24 protein-coding genes are annotated in these 16,132 nt (G+C 56.5%); 5 read left to right on the forward strand and 19 right to left on the reverse strand.

The genetic code is table 11. The features are described from left to right. Positions 1-5 precede the first annotated feature (5 nt). From ACF6ZU_RS00140 to ACF6ZU_RS00230, 19 genes are all read right to left on the reverse strand, one after another. Positions 6-1,091 (reverse strand): minor capsid protein, encoded by a 1,086-nt coding sequence (locus ACF6ZU_RS00140; protein ID WP_392889690.1) that lies wholly within the window; start codon positions 1,089-1,091, stop codon positions 6-8. Then, positions 1,066-2,529 carry a DUF4055 domain-containing protein gene (locus ACF6ZU_RS00145; protein ID WP_392889692.1) on the reverse strand — a complete coding sequence of 488 codons (1,464 nt, stop codon included), beginning with the start codon at positions 2,527-2,529 and terminating at the stop codon, positions 1,066-1,068. Before ACF6ZU_RS00145 ends, ACF6ZU_RS00140 begins: the two co-directional genes overlap by 26 nt. Beyond that, positions 2,526-3,827: a terminase large subunit domain-containing protein gene (locus ACF6ZU_RS00150; protein WP_392889694.1), complete on the reverse strand. Its 1,302-nt coding sequence runs from the start codon at positions 3,825-3,827 to the stop codon at positions 2,526-2,528. Before ACF6ZU_RS00150 ends, ACF6ZU_RS00145 begins: the two co-directional genes overlap by 4 nt. Further along, positions 3,814-4,275, reverse strand: coding sequence for a DUF2280 domain-containing protein (locus tag ACF6ZU_RS00155; RefSeq protein WP_214382215.1), 462 nt, complete (start codon positions 4,273-4,275; stop codon positions 3,814-3,816). Before ACF6ZU_RS00155 ends, ACF6ZU_RS00150 begins: the two co-directional genes overlap by 14 nt. Positions 4,276-4,307: 32 nt before the next feature. Further along, positions 4,308-4,931, reverse strand: coding sequence for a putative metallopeptidase (locus ACF6ZU_RS00160; protein WP_392893977.1), 624 nt, complete (start codon positions 4,929-4,931; stop codon positions 4,308-4,310). A 460-nt stretch (positions 4,932-5,391) separates the two neighbouring features. Further along, on the reverse strand, positions 5,392-5,529 hold the full coding sequence (locus tag ACF6ZU_RS00165; protein WP_392889697.1) for a hypothetical protein: 138 nt from the start codon (positions 5,527-5,529) through the stop codon (positions 5,392-5,394). Positions 5,530-5,634: 105 nt separating this feature from the next. Beyond that, positions 5,635-5,967, reverse strand: a complete 333-nt coding sequence (locus ACF6ZU_RS00170; RefSeq protein WP_214382207.1) for a phage holin, lambda family — start codon at positions 5,965-5,967, stop codon at positions 5,635-5,637. Between the two features lie 246 nt (positions 5,968-6,213). After that, the gene (locus ACF6ZU_RS00175) at positions 6,214-6,858 is read right to left on the reverse strand and encodes a hypothetical protein (RefSeq protein ID WP_392889699.1); all 645 of its coding nucleotides are present in this window, start codon (positions 6,856-6,858) and stop codon (positions 6,214-6,216) included. A 139-nt stretch (positions 6,859-6,997) separates the two neighbouring features. After that, on the reverse strand, positions 6,998-7,543 hold the full coding sequence (locus ACF6ZU_RS00180) for a hypothetical protein (RefSeq protein WP_392889701.1): 546 nt from the start codon (positions 7,541-7,543) through the stop codon (positions 6,998-7,000). Further along, positions 7,540-8,142: a recombination protein NinG gene (locus ACF6ZU_RS00185; RefSeq protein WP_392889703.1), complete on the reverse strand. Its 603-nt coding sequence runs from the start codon at positions 8,140-8,142 to the stop codon at positions 7,540-7,542. Before ACF6ZU_RS00185 ends, ACF6ZU_RS00180 begins: the two co-directional genes overlap by 4 nt. Then, complete coding sequence (locus ACF6ZU_RS00190; protein WP_392889705.1) at positions 8,139-8,609, reverse strand: hypothetical protein; 471 nt, start codon at positions 8,607-8,609, stop codon at positions 8,139-8,141. Before ACF6ZU_RS00190 ends, ACF6ZU_RS00185 begins: the two co-directional genes overlap by 4 nt. Next, positions 8,606-8,794 (reverse strand): DUF1382 family protein, encoded by a 189-nt coding sequence (locus tag ACF6ZU_RS00195; RefSeq protein ID WP_392889707.1) that lies wholly within the window; start codon positions 8,792-8,794, stop codon positions 8,606-8,608. The genes ACF6ZU_RS00190 and ACF6ZU_RS00195 overlap by 4 nt, the downstream gene beginning before the upstream one ends. A gap of 106 nt (positions 8,795-8,900) precedes the next feature. Next, complete coding sequence (dnaB, locus tag ACF6ZU_RS00200) at positions 8,901-10,280, reverse strand: replicative DNA helicase (RefSeq protein ID WP_392889709.1); 1,380 nt, start codon at positions 10,278-10,280, stop codon at positions 8,901-8,903. Next, on the reverse strand, positions 10,273-11,070 hold the full coding sequence (locus ACF6ZU_RS00205) for a replication protein (RefSeq protein WP_392889711.1): 798 nt from the start codon (positions 11,068-11,070) through the stop codon (positions 10,273-10,275). Before ACF6ZU_RS00205 ends, dnaB begins: the two co-directional genes overlap by 8 nt. Further along, positions 11,067-11,378, reverse strand: a complete 312-nt coding sequence (locus ACF6ZU_RS00210) for a hypothetical protein (protein WP_392889713.1) — start codon at positions 11,376-11,378, stop codon at positions 11,067-11,069. Before ACF6ZU_RS00210 ends, ACF6ZU_RS00205 begins: the two co-directional genes overlap by 4 nt. A 65-nt stretch (positions 11,379-11,443) precedes the next feature. Beyond that, positions 11,444-11,866 carry a phage regulatory CII family protein gene (locus ACF6ZU_RS00215; protein ID WP_392889715.1) on the reverse strand — a complete coding sequence of 141 codons (423 nt, stop codon included), beginning with the start codon at positions 11,864-11,866 and terminating at the stop codon, positions 11,444-11,446. Positions 11,867-12,053: 187 nt separating this feature from the next. Next, positions 12,054-12,245: a hypothetical protein gene (locus ACF6ZU_RS00220; RefSeq protein ID WP_392889717.1), complete on the reverse strand. Its 192-nt coding sequence runs from the start codon at positions 12,243-12,245 to the stop codon at positions 12,054-12,056. A gap of 21 nt (positions 12,246-12,266) precedes the next feature. Then, complete coding sequence (locus ACF6ZU_RS00225; RefSeq protein ID WP_392889719.1) at positions 12,267-12,470, reverse strand: hypothetical protein; 204 nt, start codon at positions 12,468-12,470, stop codon at positions 12,267-12,269. 35 nt (positions 12,471-12,505) lie between these two features. Next, positions 12,506-12,712 carry a Cro/CI family transcriptional regulator gene (locus ACF6ZU_RS00230; RefSeq protein ID WP_392889721.1) on the reverse strand — a complete coding sequence of 69 codons (207 nt, stop codon included), beginning with the start codon at positions 12,710-12,712 and terminating at the stop codon, positions 12,506-12,508. A 108-nt stretch (positions 12,713-12,820) separates the two neighbouring features. Here ACF6ZU_RS00230 and ACF6ZU_RS00235 point away from each other — a divergent pair, with 108 nt between their 5' ends. From ACF6ZU_RS00235 to ACF6ZU_RS00255, 5 genes are all read left to right on the forward strand, one after another. Beyond that, positions 12,821-13,687: a helix-turn-helix transcriptional regulator gene (locus tag ACF6ZU_RS00235; RefSeq protein WP_392889723.1), complete on the forward strand. Its 867-nt coding sequence runs from the start codon at positions 12,821-12,823 to the stop codon at positions 13,685-13,687. 4 nt (positions 13,688-13,691) lie between these two features. After that, positions 13,692-13,904 carry a hypothetical protein gene (locus ACF6ZU_RS00240; RefSeq protein ID WP_392889725.1) on the forward strand — a complete coding sequence of 71 codons (213 nt, stop codon included), beginning with the start codon at positions 13,692-13,694 and terminating at the stop codon, positions 13,902-13,904. 26 nt (positions 13,905-13,930) lie between these two features. Then, positions 13,931-14,194, forward strand: coding sequence for a hypothetical protein (locus ACF6ZU_RS00245; protein WP_392893980.1), 264 nt, complete (start codon positions 13,931-13,933; stop codon positions 14,192-14,194). A gap of 69 nt (positions 14,195-14,263) precedes the next feature. Continuing rightward, positions 14,264-15,322, forward strand: a complete 1,059-nt coding sequence (locus tag ACF6ZU_RS00250) for an N-acetyltransferase (protein ID WP_392889727.1) — start codon at positions 14,264-14,266, stop codon at positions 15,320-15,322. Continuing rightward, the gene (locus ACF6ZU_RS00255; protein ID WP_392889729.1) at positions 15,300-15,671 is read left to right on the forward strand and encodes an ASCH domain-containing protein; all 372 of its coding nucleotides are present in this window, start codon (positions 15,300-15,302) and stop codon (positions 15,669-15,671) included. Before ACF6ZU_RS00250 ends, ACF6ZU_RS00255 begins: the two co-directional genes overlap by 23 nt. Positions 15,672-16,132: the final 461 nt, after the last annotated feature.

Below are 16,132 nucleotides of genomic sequence, written 5' to 3' on the forward strand. Positions count from 1 at the left end.
CAACGTCAAACTCCTGCCCTTTGGAAGGCCAATGGCTCGAGAGCGCGCATTTTCACGAGGGTTAGCGGCGAAAAATTGCGATCAAGCTGAAGCTCAGAGAATCGCTCGATCGTCAGTCCACCCTCGCGGAACAGCTTCGCCCGAACAGGACCGATAGCCCTGTCCTGAAATGCTGCCGGCTGCTGCTTAAGCCAGTCGTAGTAGCTGAGGTCTGCCCTCACTTGCTGCGGCCCGTCCTCGCCGATGGATGCTCGCGTGGCGTCCTTGGCGAACAGAGTGCTGAAGCGAGTCACCGCGACGATGGTCGATCGGCAGTTGATGTGGATCGGCGGCCGAGGCCCTTCAGTCAGCTTGAAGCGCTGCTTGTCGAGCGTCCGGCACTGGCTGGTGGTCTTCGTGTCCAGCGTGCTGACCCACTCCACGGCCTGCACGACGTCGGCGTTCTCTTTCAGCGTTTCCATGCGCGCCTGGGTGGCGACGTGCTGAACGGCGGTCCTAACGACTGAGCCGGCGTTGCGGTTGGTCGTGGCCAGGATCCCGTCGTTGTATTGAAGCGCCTTGGTCCCGCGAATGTTCTTGATGATCTGGAAGTTGGTTTGGCCTTCGAAGAAGCCCTGCCGGATCGCACCAGTGAGGCGTTGTCGCTCGGTGGCGGTGAAGCCATCAATGAAGGACTTGAGCAGCTTGCCGCCGTCCGCACCGCGCACGCTGAGCGGGTTGGTGAGGATGGCCGCCCTGATTGCAGCAGCGCCAGGCACCGCAGCATCAAACGAGACGCCCACCGGTGCCGCGCGCGTCAGGCTGGTCGCCTCGAACTCGGCCTCATAGTTGGCGATGTCGATCAGATCGAGGTTCAGCTTCTCGCTGTACCGATCGAAGATGCCCAGCAGCAGGCTGTCGACCTCGCTCAGCAGCCGCTCCAGCCGAGCAACGGTGTAATCCGTCAGGTCAGCCCGGGTCAGCCGCTCACGGATCGAGCGATCAATCTCCTTGAGGAATGGCCCGAACTTCGCCACCTCCCCCGACTTTAGCTGCTCGAGGAAGACGGCGTGCCGAATCGTGGCATCAAGGATCGCTTGGTTTGCCGCCATTTGGTTTTACCTCGGTGTCGTCGTCCAGGTCGAGCGCCGGGGCTTCAGCCTCCAGTTCGTCACGGATCTGGTCGTCGGTCTTCTCGGCATCAATAACCCCGCGATCGCGCAGGTACTGCCAGAAGTCAGACGAAGGCAGCTTGCCGCCCTGAACCGCGTTGAACAGACCGGTGAGGATCGTTGCATCCAGGCTGATCTGGCTGAAGTCCTGATTGAGCTTGTAGAGGGTTTTGCCGGGTGCGTTCACAAACTCCGCCATCCAGACCAGGCACTGGCTGTAGGCCTCGCTGACGTTGCTCACCACCAGAGACAGCACGCTGTGTTCGGCGGCGCTGTCGTTGTCGGCCTGGGTTGCGGTCTTCACCGCGCTGCCCCGCTCGATCAACCGGGCGCCGAGCGATACCATGTCCTCTTTCTTGCCGTCCATGGCCTCTTTGGCCACCGTGTTGGGCTGAGCCTGCCAGACGCCACAAGTGCCATTGACCGGAAGCAGCCACGGCGCACGAGAGCCGAGGAAGATACCTTGCTCTTCCATGTGGTCACGCCACTGCGTATCGAGGCCTGCCATCCACGGCTGAGGCTGACCCACCAGGTAGGCAGCTTCCTCGTAGTCCGCGCTGTTGCGGTAATGCCCGATGTTGACCTCGGCCATGTCGTACAGCGGAGAGTCATCAATCGTGGTGTCGTTGTTCTCACTGCCCAGGAACTGGAACGGGATCACTCGCCACGGCTGGCCGAGGCCATTCAGCGGGGTGAAGGGGGCGATGGTCATGGTCGCCTGGCTTGAGCCCTCTTCCCATACTTCCTGCGTGTAGACGCCGGTGTCATCCAGACGCAGCACACGGTATTGAACGACCTTCTCGCTGCCGAAGCCGTCGGCTGTATCAACGTCGACTGTTTCGCGCAGCACGACCAGGCTCAACAGATGCTGACCACCGACTTGGCGAAGCTTCCAGTTGATGATGGACTCGGCATCATAACTGCCGACATTTGCTCGGGCCCGGCCTGCTTTCTCATCCGCCTTGCTGACGGTACCGGCCTCGACAGCCGCGTAATCCACCAGCAGCCCGTGCCGGCCGACTTCGAGCAGATGCCCGATGACCGATTGCGACTGCTGATAAATGCTCACACCCTGCCCGTCGATATCCTTCGACACGTAGTCGAGCGCACCGGAAACGGTAAGCGTCGGCCAGGTGCGGAATACCGCACCAACCAGACTGTGTTTCGTGCGCCCGGTCGCGTTGTAGAACACGGCGCGCTTCTTGTACGCCTCGTAACGATCCTTGTTGTCCTGGCCGGTGTCCGAGGCGTTCGGCCGCGGAAGGTATTTGTCACCGGCAGTCTTGATGGTTTCCGAGCCCTTGCAGACGTCGCGGACCAACTTCCAACGGTACTGCGCCGCCTTGTAATCGTCCCGAGTAAAAGTGACGTCCGTCATCGGGCGACTCCCATTTTCATTGAGGTGACCGGTTTAATGATCGGGTACTCGCGATGGATGAAGTAACCGCCGCCGTCGTTGGCGTGGTCATTGCCCTGGCTCTTGTCCGGCTCGCCGTTGGGTGCCCAGATCTGCTGCTCAAGCCCATCGGCGTATGTCGGGCACGTGAACGGGTTGACGAGGTAACGCCGCTCGCCCTGCGCATTGCAGAACATGGCGTTCATGGCGTTGATGCGGTCCTTCACTGGCGGGTTGGCCGCCGGCGCAATGACTTCGAAGCCCGCCTGCTTCAGCAACGCGAGGTCGGTTTCACTGGCGTTGACCGACTTCCGCGAATTGCCGGAGGCATCCGGGTATATCCGGATCGCACAGGTTTTCGTGTAGTCGTTGCCGTTGTGAGCCCAGTAGCGTTCCTTGATGCGGCGGATCATGTCGGGCGTGTCGTAGCCATCCATCAATTCATCCACCGCCCGAGGCAGACCCTGATCACGTTTGACATGAGTCACCGCAGCCATCTTGCCGACGTTGAAATCCATGCCAATAAACAGAGGCTCGCCCGGCTGCACAGTGTCGAAGCACTGATTCAACTTGCGGTCGTAGGCGTGGTAGATCGATCCAGAAGTAAGGTTGACGAACTGGCCATTGAGGTAAGCAAGGATCAGCTGTGGCGGATACGACTCCATGAGCGACTGGATGTAGTCGTCCGGCAGGTTCAGCTCGTTGTCGAACGTGCTGGCCTGCACCAGGCCGTACATCTCGTTGAGCTTTGGCTTGTCGCGGAGCTGCTTCACGAACTGCAAGAAAACGAACTTGAAGCCTTCCGGCGTTGTGGTTACGTCAACGCCGTTCTTTAGCCCGGGCAGGTTGTAACGCATCCGGGCAATGATCTTGCGCCAGGCCTGCTGAGCCTTGATCGACGTCAGCACGTCCAGCTCATCCACCAGGGCGTGGCCGATCTTGAAGCCGACGATGGTCTGCGGCTTCTCCATCGACCGGCAAATCACAGTGCCGCGATACTGCCGGCCGCTGTAGATGTGAACCTCATGGTTCGCCTGGTTGATCTTGGTCTTCAGCCCCCAGTCATAGGCCACTTCATCCATGGTTGGATAGAAGATGTCTCGGATCTGCGGGTAAGTCGGTGCGAAGTAACCAGCGTTGACGCCAGGCCACTCCATGAAATGCTTGCTCAGCGCCGAGCATCCGACCCAGGTCTTTCCTGAGCCGAACCCTGCAACGAATGCGCGGAATTTGTGAGGCAGCGTGAGGAAGTGAGCCTGCGGAACGTTAAGGCTCGGCATTCGGCTTCCTCGCATCCACCACGTCTACTTGAATGCGGGTGGGGATAGCCGGCTCATCGTCCGGCTCATCTTTGCGGTGCCGGTTGACGTAGATATCACCGACTTCCTTGGCGGCTTGCTCCAGCAACTGGGCAGTCAACGCCATGTTCTTCATGTTCTCGGCTTTCTCAGCCATCCGGCCAAGTGCACGGAGTCGATACGCTCGGTTGGCGATCGGGATGTCGACGGTCTCTTCGCGAAATCGCTTGCGAGCAGCATGGAACAGTTCGACCCACTTCGAACCAAGCCCCTGCCCGGCAAACTTCGTGGGGTCATGAGACTCGCACTGCTGGCGACTCATCTCGATCCCGAATTCCTTCTTGACCGATTCGACCACCTGAGATGGCGTATCAAAGCAGGCCAGAGCCTGAACGATGAAGGCTTTGACCTCGCTTCGTAGCACTGCCATAGGGTTATCATCCGTCAAAACCTGTCATGGGTTCAGGCCGACTTGAGCAGACAGGTTCCGCAGGCCCTCGATATATTCAGCTTCCCTACCTCGGCAGGACTGTTTGCAGCATCCACCAGCGCCTGAACGTCAGGGCTCGCGCCATACCGGCGAACCACTCCGACGAACTCTTCGACATCGTGTCCACGCATCTCAAGCTTCGGCGCCCCGTCCTTCGTGAAGACAGGCTGACCGTACTTATCCTTGGCGTGGGCAATGTGATAGAGCTCGTGTTCTACCAGGGCGCAGAAGTCAGCGTCGGAACACTGGGCGCAGTAATCGGCAGCCAGGGTGATGATGTAAGCCGGCACCTCGCCGAACCAATCGAACATCTGCTGTTCCATTCGGGCTTTCTGCCAACCACCTGCGCGAAACGCCACTTGTTCGGCTTGGCCAACTACAGTGCGTCCCTTCTTGGTGAAGGCTGAAGATGCCCACATGACCTGGATGTCTGCATCCAGAAGGTGGGCATGGTCTTCGTTGTGAATGCTGCCGGTGTCGGCAAGGATCTCAGCGCCCAGCCATTCCCACACTTCAGGAGCCGGAGTGAGGCGGATGCTGAAGTCGGATAATTCAGAAAACTCAGTTATCGCCGCTGGTGGATATGGCCTATTAATGGTCATACCCCCCACCTGGTGAACTTAAGGTATGGCTACGCGTGAATGCGGCCAGGAATTGAAATCAAATCAAAAAGCATAGGGCTGGACGGAGTGTGCACCGTCTACACCCAGCAGCGAACCCGACATCACGACGCCCACAGCAGCATTTCGAAGGATCGATTTGAAGTTGCGGTTTCGTTTTTTCATCTTTGGGCTCCGAGAGCTCTTAGTAGGTGATGTTTTTTTGTTTTCGCTAGGGAGAATTGAACTCCCGACCTGGTTTTTGCATGTACTGACATTGGTCTGTGTGAAAATCACGGGGCCGTTATTCCCAGTGATCGTTGTTACAGGTGCCGTCGTGCAGGCTGCGTTCTGCCAGGTTCGTCCACTCCTATGCTTTCTGGTTGCGCAATGCTACCTCATCAGCACATCGCAACTAAACATTAGGAAAGCATTTTGTGAAAAAAAGGAACAACTATTAGCTCACCATGATCGCGGTCTGCGAATGAGCCTGACCGTGTAGCAATGCGACGAGCAGCCCTTGGGGCATTCCGGCGGCCTTGGCATCGTCAATGGCTTTCACAAGCGCGGTATCCATATCGTTGATCGCCTTCACGATCGCAAGACTCAGCGAAAGTGCGTGATGCAGACGGGGTGACGTTGGTCATACCCTTCTCCAGTGTCGCGACACGATTTGATAATTCGCGAAACGTGTCGCGGACTATTCAGGCTTGCGGCTCGGCAACTTGAAGTCCGTCACTCGGTCGGCGATGTTGCGGATCTTCTCCACACCCAGGAAGCCAACCCAGCCACCGGCAAAGGTGGCCATGCTCTGAGGTAGGCCGAAGAAATCCAGACCACTGATGATCGTAAGGGTCAGGCCTCCGCAGATCGCACCTTCCACCAGCATCTGACGGCGAGTGCCACCACCGTATGTGATTCGAAGCACAGCCATGGCACAGGACAGTCCAGCGGCGAAGAGGATCGGCGAATGCTGGCTCAACCACGCAAGCGCAATCGCCCAGGTGTCTGGTTTGTCTGGCATGTTGGGCATCTCAGTTCCTCCCCGTCAGGGAGTTGGGAATACAGCAGGCAATGACCTGCGGATTTGAATCAGCCCCAGCAGCACTCCCAGCCATAGCAATGGATGTGGTGGAGCCGAAATGATTGGACTTGATACGTCCGGGAAAACATCCACTGGGTAGCGGCTTTCCTCGGAGGTACAAAAAAGCCCCGATCAATGTCGGGGCTTTCTCGTTTCTGCTATACGCAAAACCCGCTCTATGTCGGGCTGTGCTTGTTAGTTTTTGCAGGCCACCTGCGGAGGCGCAGAAGGTGTCAGCATTTGGGGAATTACGATTGAAGTTCCAGCTAAGGGCATAAGTTCGATAACTCCGAGCATGCAAGTAAGCGCTTGTCCGCCATCGCTGCTTGGTCTGCTACCTACCCCAACCAAAACTTCGTAGTCTTTCCCTGACTCCAGCTTGTAAACGAGCGCTTGGCCACCGCAGGACGAGTATGTGCTGCCATAGCCACCAATGGTCGCGCCCAGGGTTGCAATTTGGAACGGCAGATCAGTCCTAACGCGATACTCGGTTACGACCTCTTTATATACGCCTTCGCCCATCCGAACTGCTGGGACGTATTCAGTAAGAGTGGGCGCAACTCTTTTCGGCATCCCAACGCTCGCCGACTTCAGAGGGTACTGCGGATAGTTGATGTTCGCCGTCCCGTCCCGTCCGAAGCGTCCGGCATCAGCCATCTTATGGCGAGTAGCAGGGGCACAACTGCCAGTGATGCTATCTCCATATACACTGGAGTTAGTGATCACGCGAAGACGCGCCACCCCCTCTGATTGAGCAGGCTCTTCATATGGAACTGAAGGGATTCCAGAGCAACCGGCAAGTGCTAAAGCAAAAAAAGTTACGAAAGTGACAACCCGCATGACCATGTCCTTATGAACTCGAAAACTCCAAAAAAAACCCGACACTATGGCCGGGTTTTTGTTGCCACTCCTACACACGTAGAAACGACAGGATGGATAAATACTCTCTCACTTTCTCACTCATTGCAATGGCTATTTGCTACGCCGCGCAACTTTCGATCAGACCCTCTGAATCCAGCAGTTCCTGAGCAGCAGTCAGCGCTTCGTTCACCTGGTCATCCAGTGCCTTGCGGATATTCGAGCGCCACCGGTACCGGGTCGATTCCGGCTTGCCGTCGTTGTCCCAATTGGTGATGTCGTACCACGCCGCAGGCAGGACCGCGGCGGACCGTTTGCCCTCGGCACCGGCCACTTGCGGGATTGCCCAGGTCAGCACCGCGCATTCACGGAAGCGGCGCGGCGCTGGAGACTGCGCCGTCTTGATCAACTCAAGGATTGCCCCATGCTTGCGCTCGTCGTGCGTGGAGTACTTTGCGACCAGTGCCCGCCAGTGCGCCGCCGACAACGATTTGTGCAGCCGGCCGAACACCCAGCAGTCGGTAAGGAATGCAGCCTCTTTACCGACGATCTCCCCCTTCTGCTTGGCGCACTGGACTTTGGGTTCGAAGTCGCAGCCGCCGGCGGAGTTGATGGTTTCGGCGGCTAGCGCCCGAACAACTGCGGATACCACATTGCGATATGTCATGCCGCTCTCCCCTTCAGCTCTCTGGTCTTTGCCCGGTATTCAGCCTTGATGGCCTTGATCTCTTCCACGGTGTACTTGCGGGCCGGGTGAGGCCCTTCGATCCATGCGACCTTCTCGGTACCAATGCGCAGCACCAGACGGATGCGGTACTCCACGGCATTGCCGGAAAGGTTGCGGTTGCACTTCACGCACTGGCGGTGGATGTTCAACGGCTCGAAGCGCAGCTCCGGGCAGGCACCCACCGAGCGGTAATGCCCGGCATCCCACCGACTGCCCGTCATGAGGTCACTGTCGTTCGGCGTTGAGTCGCAGCTGATGCACGGAAGGTGCGAGTCACGCAGACGAACGTATTCGTTCACCGCGGCCTGGGCTTCACGCAGGTGATCCGCCCTACTCTTCAGCTTCTCCTTGCGGACCTGGATCTCTTTGCGCTCGATCTGAGCTATGGCCTTGCGGGCCTTCGGCGCGTGTCTCGGCGCGTCGATGATTGCGCACGCCGGACTGCACACTGCCTGGCCCAGGCGCGCCGGGACGAACGAGGCCCCGCACACTGCAACACGGCACTTCTTCGCCTTTGGCTGCTTCCGTTCGATCGTCATGCAGCCTCCTGGCTAAGCAGGTCATCGAAGTGCACGCCCTGCGGAGCAAAGCGCGCGACGATCCGGTCGGTGTAGGCGATGCCCTGGGCGCGGTTGAACAGGCTGGTGACCGGAAACCCGTCGGGCCCGAACAGCTTGCAGCCGCCCATCATGTCCAGCTTCGCTTCGTACGGGAGGTGGCGCATCACCCGGTACCACTCGGCCTGAAACCCTGCGTCCTCGTTCAGCAGGATCTGCACGCCAATGTGCAATTTGCAGTACTGGCGAGCATCGGCGGCGTCGCCGATCTGGGTCATCTCAGCGATGCGCTTGTACATCGCGAACCACAACCGGTTTTGATCAAGCGTGCGATCCTTGCCCGGGCGCAGCGAAACCACCACGAACTTCTTCTCGCGGAACATCGTGCTTAGGCAGGTGATGGCCTCCGTGAGCTTGGCCTGGCTGTTGACGCTGATCTTGTCGGTCATGTCCGCTGCTCCGCCGCCAGCTCCATCTCGTCGAGCTTCTGCCAAGCCTTGGCCGACAACTCTGCGTGCTCCTCGGCAGTAGCTACCGGCATCGGCACGAACAGAACTCCGTGCTTGGCAAATATCTGCGCCAGGATCAAAGCGGCGCGCAGATCCTTCACATTTGCTCGCGTCGGGGCGCTCATGACGTCACCGCGATTGTGATCACCACGCAAAGCACGCCGATTGCGAAACCGAGCAGGGTCCAGGCCAGCGTCATTATTGATTTGGGGATTTCAGTTAGAGGTTCCATCAGAAGCGCTCCTTCTTCGCGTAGCGATTCGCAAGAGGCGTCACTTTCGACGACGCCTCGACTGGCTCTGCCTTCCAGCCAGCAGCGAGGTTTTCAAAGCGGTTGTATTGGCCGATGAACGCTGCGCGCACGGTGCCTGTTTCCACGTCGCGTCCCTTGCCGATGATGATTTCGGCGATGCCTTTGTATTCGCTGTTTTCGTGGTAGACCTCATCGCGGTACACGAACAGGATCACGTCGGCGTCTTGCTCGATTGCGCCGGACTCGCGAAGGTCGGAGGGCACAGGGCGCTTGTTCGGGCGCTCTTCGCATTTGCGGGAAAGCTGGCTGAGCAGGACGACGGGGATTCCGAGCTCGCGCGCCAACAGCTTGCAACCACGACTCATCCCGCTGACTTCCTCGGTGCGGTTACCGCCCTCGCCTTCCATCAGTTGCAGATAGTCGATGACCAAAAGGTCCAGTCCGTAGCGCATCTTGTGGCGGCGAGCCAGGGAGCGAATCCGGCCAACGGTGGCGCCGGAGCGGTCAGCAAAAAACAGATTGGCTTTTCGAATCATGTGGGACGCCGCGGTCATCTGAGCGCCGTGGCTCTCGCATGCGGTACCGTTCTTCATCAGTCCCAGCGGGATCTTGCCCTCGGATGCGATGGCGCGATCCAGCAATTGGCCTTTGCTCATCTCAAGGCTGACCACCAGTGACGATTTGTTCTGGTGCACGGCGGCGTTGATGGCGAACCCCATGGCCAACGTGGTTTTGCCCATCGCAGGGCGGCCGGCAACGATGATCAGTTGCTCGGGCTGCAAACCGCCGAGCTTTTCGTCGAGATCAGTCAGCCCAGTGGACAAGCCAATCAACGTTTCACCGCGCTCGTACCGGTCATGCCGCTCCTGCCAGACTTCGACCTGTTCGATCAGCACGTCCGAAGCTTTCACTACTTCGTCAGCACCTGAACCGCTGTCGATGGCCATAGCCGCTGTCTGGATTGCGGCAATCTTGGTCTGGGTGTCCTGATCCCCTTGGGAAATCTCCATCGCCTGGCTGCCCAGCTCGTACAGGGCGCGGTCAATGGCACGCTCTCGGACGATTGCGGCGTAGGTGCCGGCGCTGGCAACACTCGGCGTGTTCTTGACGATCTCGGCACAGTAGGCGAACGCGGGAGTGCCGGTGGCTAGTGTTCCGATGTGGTTGCCGACCGTGAGGAAGTCCACGGCCTGGCCTGCCGATCGAACCGCCATGATCGCCCGGTAGACGTCTGCGTTTTCCGGGAAGTAGAACGACTCGGCGGACAGGTCATCACTAAGGGTGTCGATCAGCTCAGGGCGCTGCATCATGGCGCCGAGCAGGCCGTGTTCGGCCTCTACGCTGTAGGGATCACGCATTGTAATTTCCCTCGACAACCTTCACGAAGTTTCGAGGAGCGATCAGCCAGTCGAACGAGGCGCGGAACGGCTTGGTACCGAATCGACCTTCAACCTTGCCCATCAGGAAGTTCGACGCTTTCACGGATTCGAAGTACTCGCGCCAGAACGCCAAGTCACGGTGTGCTTCGTGTTCACGCCACCGGCTTTGCAGGTGCTGGATGCGGGTTTTGTTGATCAGGGCTACGCCTGGGAGCTCGGCAAGGATTTCGTGGTACAGGTCGACAATGGCCCGATGTGGGCAAGCGTCCTGCTTGGTCCTCGATACTTTCTCAGGCGATGCATCCGGTTGACGCTCGGCGTCGACGACTACCTCGTCAGAGGTAGTAGATGTATTTGTGTCTTTATTGTGTGGTGGAAACGCCACTAAGGACGTGGTGGAAACGCCACACTGTGGCTCTTTCTTAGTGGTGGTTTTGCGGTTGTTTTTGGCGTCAATCCGCCATTCATTTGCAGGGGAAACACCGATCGGCGCCTTGCTCCCACCCTCGCGGTAAATCACACGCTGGCGAAGCAACTCGCCGATGATGCGCGAAACGTCCTCGCGGTGAATGTTGGCCATCTCGGCAATGTAGGAAGCCGCGATACGGGCGCTGGGGACGTTGTAACCTGCGGTCTGGCGATGGATTGCCAGGGCGACTCGAAGCTCTCTCCCTGACAGGTCAGCGCGGATCAGCGCGCCATAGAGGTCGTTGTCCATCCGGGTAAAGCCCCCCGGGTTGCTTGCGTGTAATTGGAAGACATTGCTCATGCGGAAGGCGCCTTGTTTTTGCTGGCGCCGTTCGGTGCAAGCGATGCAATCAGATGACCCAAGCAATCGCGCTTGGCTTGTTTCTTGGATTCTTTGGTGAACTGGTGGCCGACCATCTGCGCTGCCTTCATGGCTTCGATCTGGTGGTATTCGCGTGAACCGGGCTCGACGATGGATGACTCGCCCATGTCGGTAAGCACGTGGCCAATAACGCGGGAGACTTTCTTGAATTCGGTTCGCGACACAAATTCACGAATCGAAAAACGTGTCGCGACATTGGGATTGTCTGGATCGGGTTCCTTGTGCATAATCGACTCCGCAAACAGCTGTAGAAGAAGCCGACCTCGTACGTCGGCTTTTTTGTGTCTGAAATTCAGGCAGCCTTCACCGACGAATCCATCACATCCAGGCTCTTGCGAACGTGGTCGATCTCGACTCGGATCTGGGCTTTCTCAAACTGGTTGACGTGGTTGTCGCCCAGCGCCTCGTGCACAGCGATGGTCAAGTCGGCGATTTCTTTACCGACATTGATCAGCGATGACGTCAGGGCTTGCGGCTCTGGGGCGACCCTCGACACCAGGGAAAAGCCGAACTCCTCCGCCAGTGCCATCAACGGACGCATGTCGCCGGTGTGCAGCAGGATCCCGAACAGATGCTCCACGGTCAGGTGATGAGCATCGTTGTCAGGATTGGCGCGCTGAAGAAGGCCTACGTGCGGAACACCCATCTTTGCCGCCAGGGCTTTCGCCTCGTTGTCCAGAACAGCGCTCTGGCAAGCCCGCAGAAAATCTTCCATCCGTAAAACCTCGCTTTTGTTTCCGTGGTGGCGATACGCCAACAAGGCAATAATTCGTCCATCAACTGATTAGGGACGTATCCATGACCTTCTTCACTTCCAGTCCCGAACCAGGGACCAGCACCAAATATGGAAACCGTTACCGGTCTGCCCTTCTCGCTCTCCAGTCCCTAATAAGGGGCGGAACTCATCGCTTGATGGCGAAGGTCAGGACGTTGCCGTCGGGCTTTGTTGAATCGCCTATCGCCTTCTTGAGCCCCGGCATCGCCATTCGCACAAGCTCGGAGGCCAATGCATCTGGGGTGATCCCCATCTCAAGCGCCCAATGCGCCAGTTCTTCCGTTGCGTTCTTCCTGAGATCCACTACTGCGTCGGGCATAAATCCCCCTCTGGTACCTTTTCAGGCCTGTCGCCTTTCAAGCTCAAACGGCAGCTCACCCAGTGTTCGCCTGACCTCAAGCGCCGCTTCGATGATTTCCCGGCTGAGCACGCTGTGTTGCAGCTTCATGTCGCGAGCGACTTCCTTGAGCTCTTGGAAGACTTCGTCATCGAGGCGCACCTTCACCTGGTGTTCGTGCCGATGCGCTTTGTCGTCGTAGGCCATAGGTTCACTTCCGCTTTCGGGGTGACGGTGCTGGGTTAGGCGGCAGTTTTTTTTAGGGCTGCCTGCGCCGGGAAGGACTTGAGCTCATGCGCTTCAAAAGTCCCGTCCGAGTTGCAGGTGACTGAAATATTTCGTTCGGCCGAGATGGCTTTGCTGATTGCCGCAGGGCTGACCCCCAGAGCCTTGGCCGCAAAGGCCTGCCCTTTCGTAGCAACCAGCTCTGTAAGTGGGATCTGCTTCATTCTGGGATTCTCGAATGGTGTTTTCGAGAACGATATTAACCGCCGGTTAGGTTTCTAGCAATACCGCCGGTTGCCGCAAATAAATTAACCAACGGTTAAATTTCACGGATGAGCAAAAAGAAAGAACTGTCCCCAGAGCTGAAAGCTGAGTGCGACGCCGCGAAGGCGCTTTTCGTATCGAAAAAAAACGCCCTTGGCCTCACTCAAGCGAGCCTTGCAGAAGCAGCTGATATTTCTGCTGCCGCTGTCGCTATGTACCTGAACGGCACGAACCCGCTGAATGTAAAGTTTGCCGCGGTGCTGGCTCGCCTGCTGGATGTACCAGTAGAGAAGTTCAGCAAGAGATTGGCGAAGGAGATCAGCGGGCTCACCAGCAGCGCTGAGCGCGCCACCGCTTCAGCGCCAGGCGCGACCGCGTCAGACATCGTTCGTCAAATGCTAGAGAAGCAGGGTAAGTCGCTGTCTGAAGCTGCAAGGCAGAGACTGCTTGCCGCTGCCGAAGAGCCAAGCAACGTCATCACCGTGGAGTTCTCTCGGCCAGGCCAAGTGGGTGATGAAGTGTGGATTGCTCACTACGACGTCCGAGCTGCAATGGGCGGCGGGCAAATCCCGCACGAATACCCGGAAATGCTTCAGGACATACGGGTTAGCCCCAAGCATTTGCGCGAGATGGGCGTGACGTTCAAAGAACACTTCCACCTCAAGATGATCACCGGCTGGGGTCAGTCAATGGCCCCAACGATCAAGGATCGCGACCCTCTCCTCGTGGACATCACGATTCGGGAGTTCACTGGGGATGGCATCTATCTCTTCTCCCACGACGAAATGCTGTACGTGAAGCGCCTTCAGAAGAAAGGCAAAGACCGCTTCAAGATGATCTCGGACAACAAGCACCACGACCCCGAGGATATCCGTGTGGAGGACACCCACATCCTCGCTCGCGTGCTTTACGTGTGGAACGGACAACCGGTTTGAAGCCATGCCCATCAGCACGAAGAATCAGCCGGACAGCAAAGTCGACGCAACTGCTGCAGACATAGAGCGATCAATCCTCGCCCTGAACAAAATGGCTGAACGTCTTTGGGGTGATGGTCGAGAAGCGGAGGCGAAAGCCCTTCTCGACGCCTTAGATGCATTAAACAGGGCGCTCGATCGGATCAGGATTGGCGAGAGCCGAAAAACTCTTCATTGAAGACTGCCATGGCAGAAGAGGTATTGATGGCAGATCTCATCCAGGGGCTCGACGGGCCACGCACCGCGCAGCAGGAGCTGTTCTATGACCTTGAGGATGCGAGCGCAGTCATTCGCTGGGCAGTAGGTGAGCTGACAGACATGGCTGAATTCAGGAGGACTCCCGACGAAGCAATGGCGCTGATGAAGATGGGGGCGCTGTTGGAAGTTCAGCGGCATAAGCTCGCGGGTTATGCGGATGAGGTGAAGGCGGGCGGAATTGTGCGGGCAAAGGCTTGCGAGACGCGATGATATTTTCCTTAAAGGCGAACGGCTTCAACGAGCGACATACTTCTTTTAACTAATATCAAGGATGAACAAATGAATTTACAGTACCTTAACTTTTCAGACATCGACTTCCAAGACGTATTTTTTGATTCGTTGAAGGCGGACTATAAAGAATTGCCGGAATGGTTCGCCAAGAAAAGTGCAGAAGGCTCTAGAGCTTACGTGTTCTTTAACGACGCAAACAAACTCGATGGATTTTTATATTTAAAGCTTGAAAAAGGCTCTGTAGACGATGTAACTCCACCTCTACCAAACGGCATACATTTAAAAATTGGAACCCTGAAAATTAATGCTCACGGCACAAAACTGGGAGAACGTTTTTTAAAGAAAATATTTGACCACCTGATTCTTCATAAAGCCGAGGATGCTTACGTAACGGTTTTTGAAAAGCACGAAGGCCTGATTTCGTTATTTGAGAAGTATGGATTTGTTCGTCATGGCAATAAGAATACAGCAAACGGTGTAGAATTCGTTTATAAAAAATCAATTCCCACCACCACTGGAAATCCGATTCTTGATTATCCAACGGTCAACATGAACGGAAGCAAAATTCACCTATTAGCTGTTAAGCCTGAGTTTCACTCTATATTGTTTCCCGATTCAATCCTCCATAATGAAGATCCAGCTTTGATCGTTAGAGATGTGTCGCACACCAACAGCATACACAAGGTTTACCTATGTAACATGCCAGGTGTGGCGAACATGAAAAAAGGCGACGCGCTGGTAATTTACAGGACTGGTGACGGAGCAGGCGCGGCGCGTTTCCGCGCCGTTGCGAGTTCTGTATGCGTTGTGGAGGAAACCAAACACATGAACGACTTCCAAACTATCGAAGAATATTTGAACTATTGCAGACCGCATAGCGTATTCTCAGAAAACGAGCTGATAGACTTCTACAAAAAGAGCAACAACCAATTCATCGTTCGCTTCACATACAATATTGCCTTTCCCAAGCGACCAAATCGCGGTAAACTTATCGACGAAGCAGGCATAGATGAAGCGCTCCGCTGGAGCTGCATAAATCTTACCCGCCAACAGTTTGATAAAATTATTGAAATGGGGTCACCCGATGAACGTCTTATTGTCAATTAAACCAGAGTTCGCGGACAAGATCTTTCAAGGCGAAAAGCTCTTTGAGTTTAGAAAGAGCATTTTCAAGCGTGAAAACATTTCAAAAGTCATCGTTTACGCAACGATGCCAGTAGGAAAAATTATCGGCGAATTTTCAATCGATGGAGTAATTGAAGGCTCGCCATCCAGTGTCTGGAAAGAAACAAAAAAACATGCAGGGATCAGCAAAGATTTCTACAGCGAGTACTTTTCTGGCCGAGAGAAAGCTTTTGCCATAAAGGTGGGCGAGGTAACAAAGTACCAAACTCCAATTAATCTGCGCGACTACGGCGAAAACATTACAGCTCCACAATCTTATCGATATGTTTGACGACAGCCCGGCCAGCGCCGGGCTTCCGTTCAAGTAATCTCAACTCACGCCGATTCGCTGGTACTGCATCCTGCAGTGCATGGAGGCGTCATGAAAAAATTTGCTGTGCTTGGCCTGGTGGCTCTACTTTCCGTTTTTTCGCTGTCCGCCTCGGCTTGTCCTAAAGGCACCCATCCCACAGGCGGGACAGGGTCGCATCATAAAGGCGGAACCTGCGCCTGAACAAAGCCCGGCCCAGCGCCGGCTTTTCGTTTCTACGCCCTTTCTACACCCGCTATTTGCAATGCTGCGGGCTGTCCCTCGTGCAGCATGCATGAGCCCTTGCTGCCATCATCGCGTCTAAAGCATTGATACTCAAACTGATTATTTACGCCGCTGATTGGCACAGGTGATGCACTTCTATCTTGGAAAACAAAGTGGAGTCGGCAATGACCGTCCCACACCAATTCGTGATAGCAGAG

The organism is Pseudomonas migulae (assembly GCF_043225285.1).
Classification (GTDB): Bacteria; Pseudomonadota; Gammaproteobacteria; order Pseudomonadales; family Pseudomonadaceae; genus Aquipseudomonas; species Aquipseudomonas migulae_C.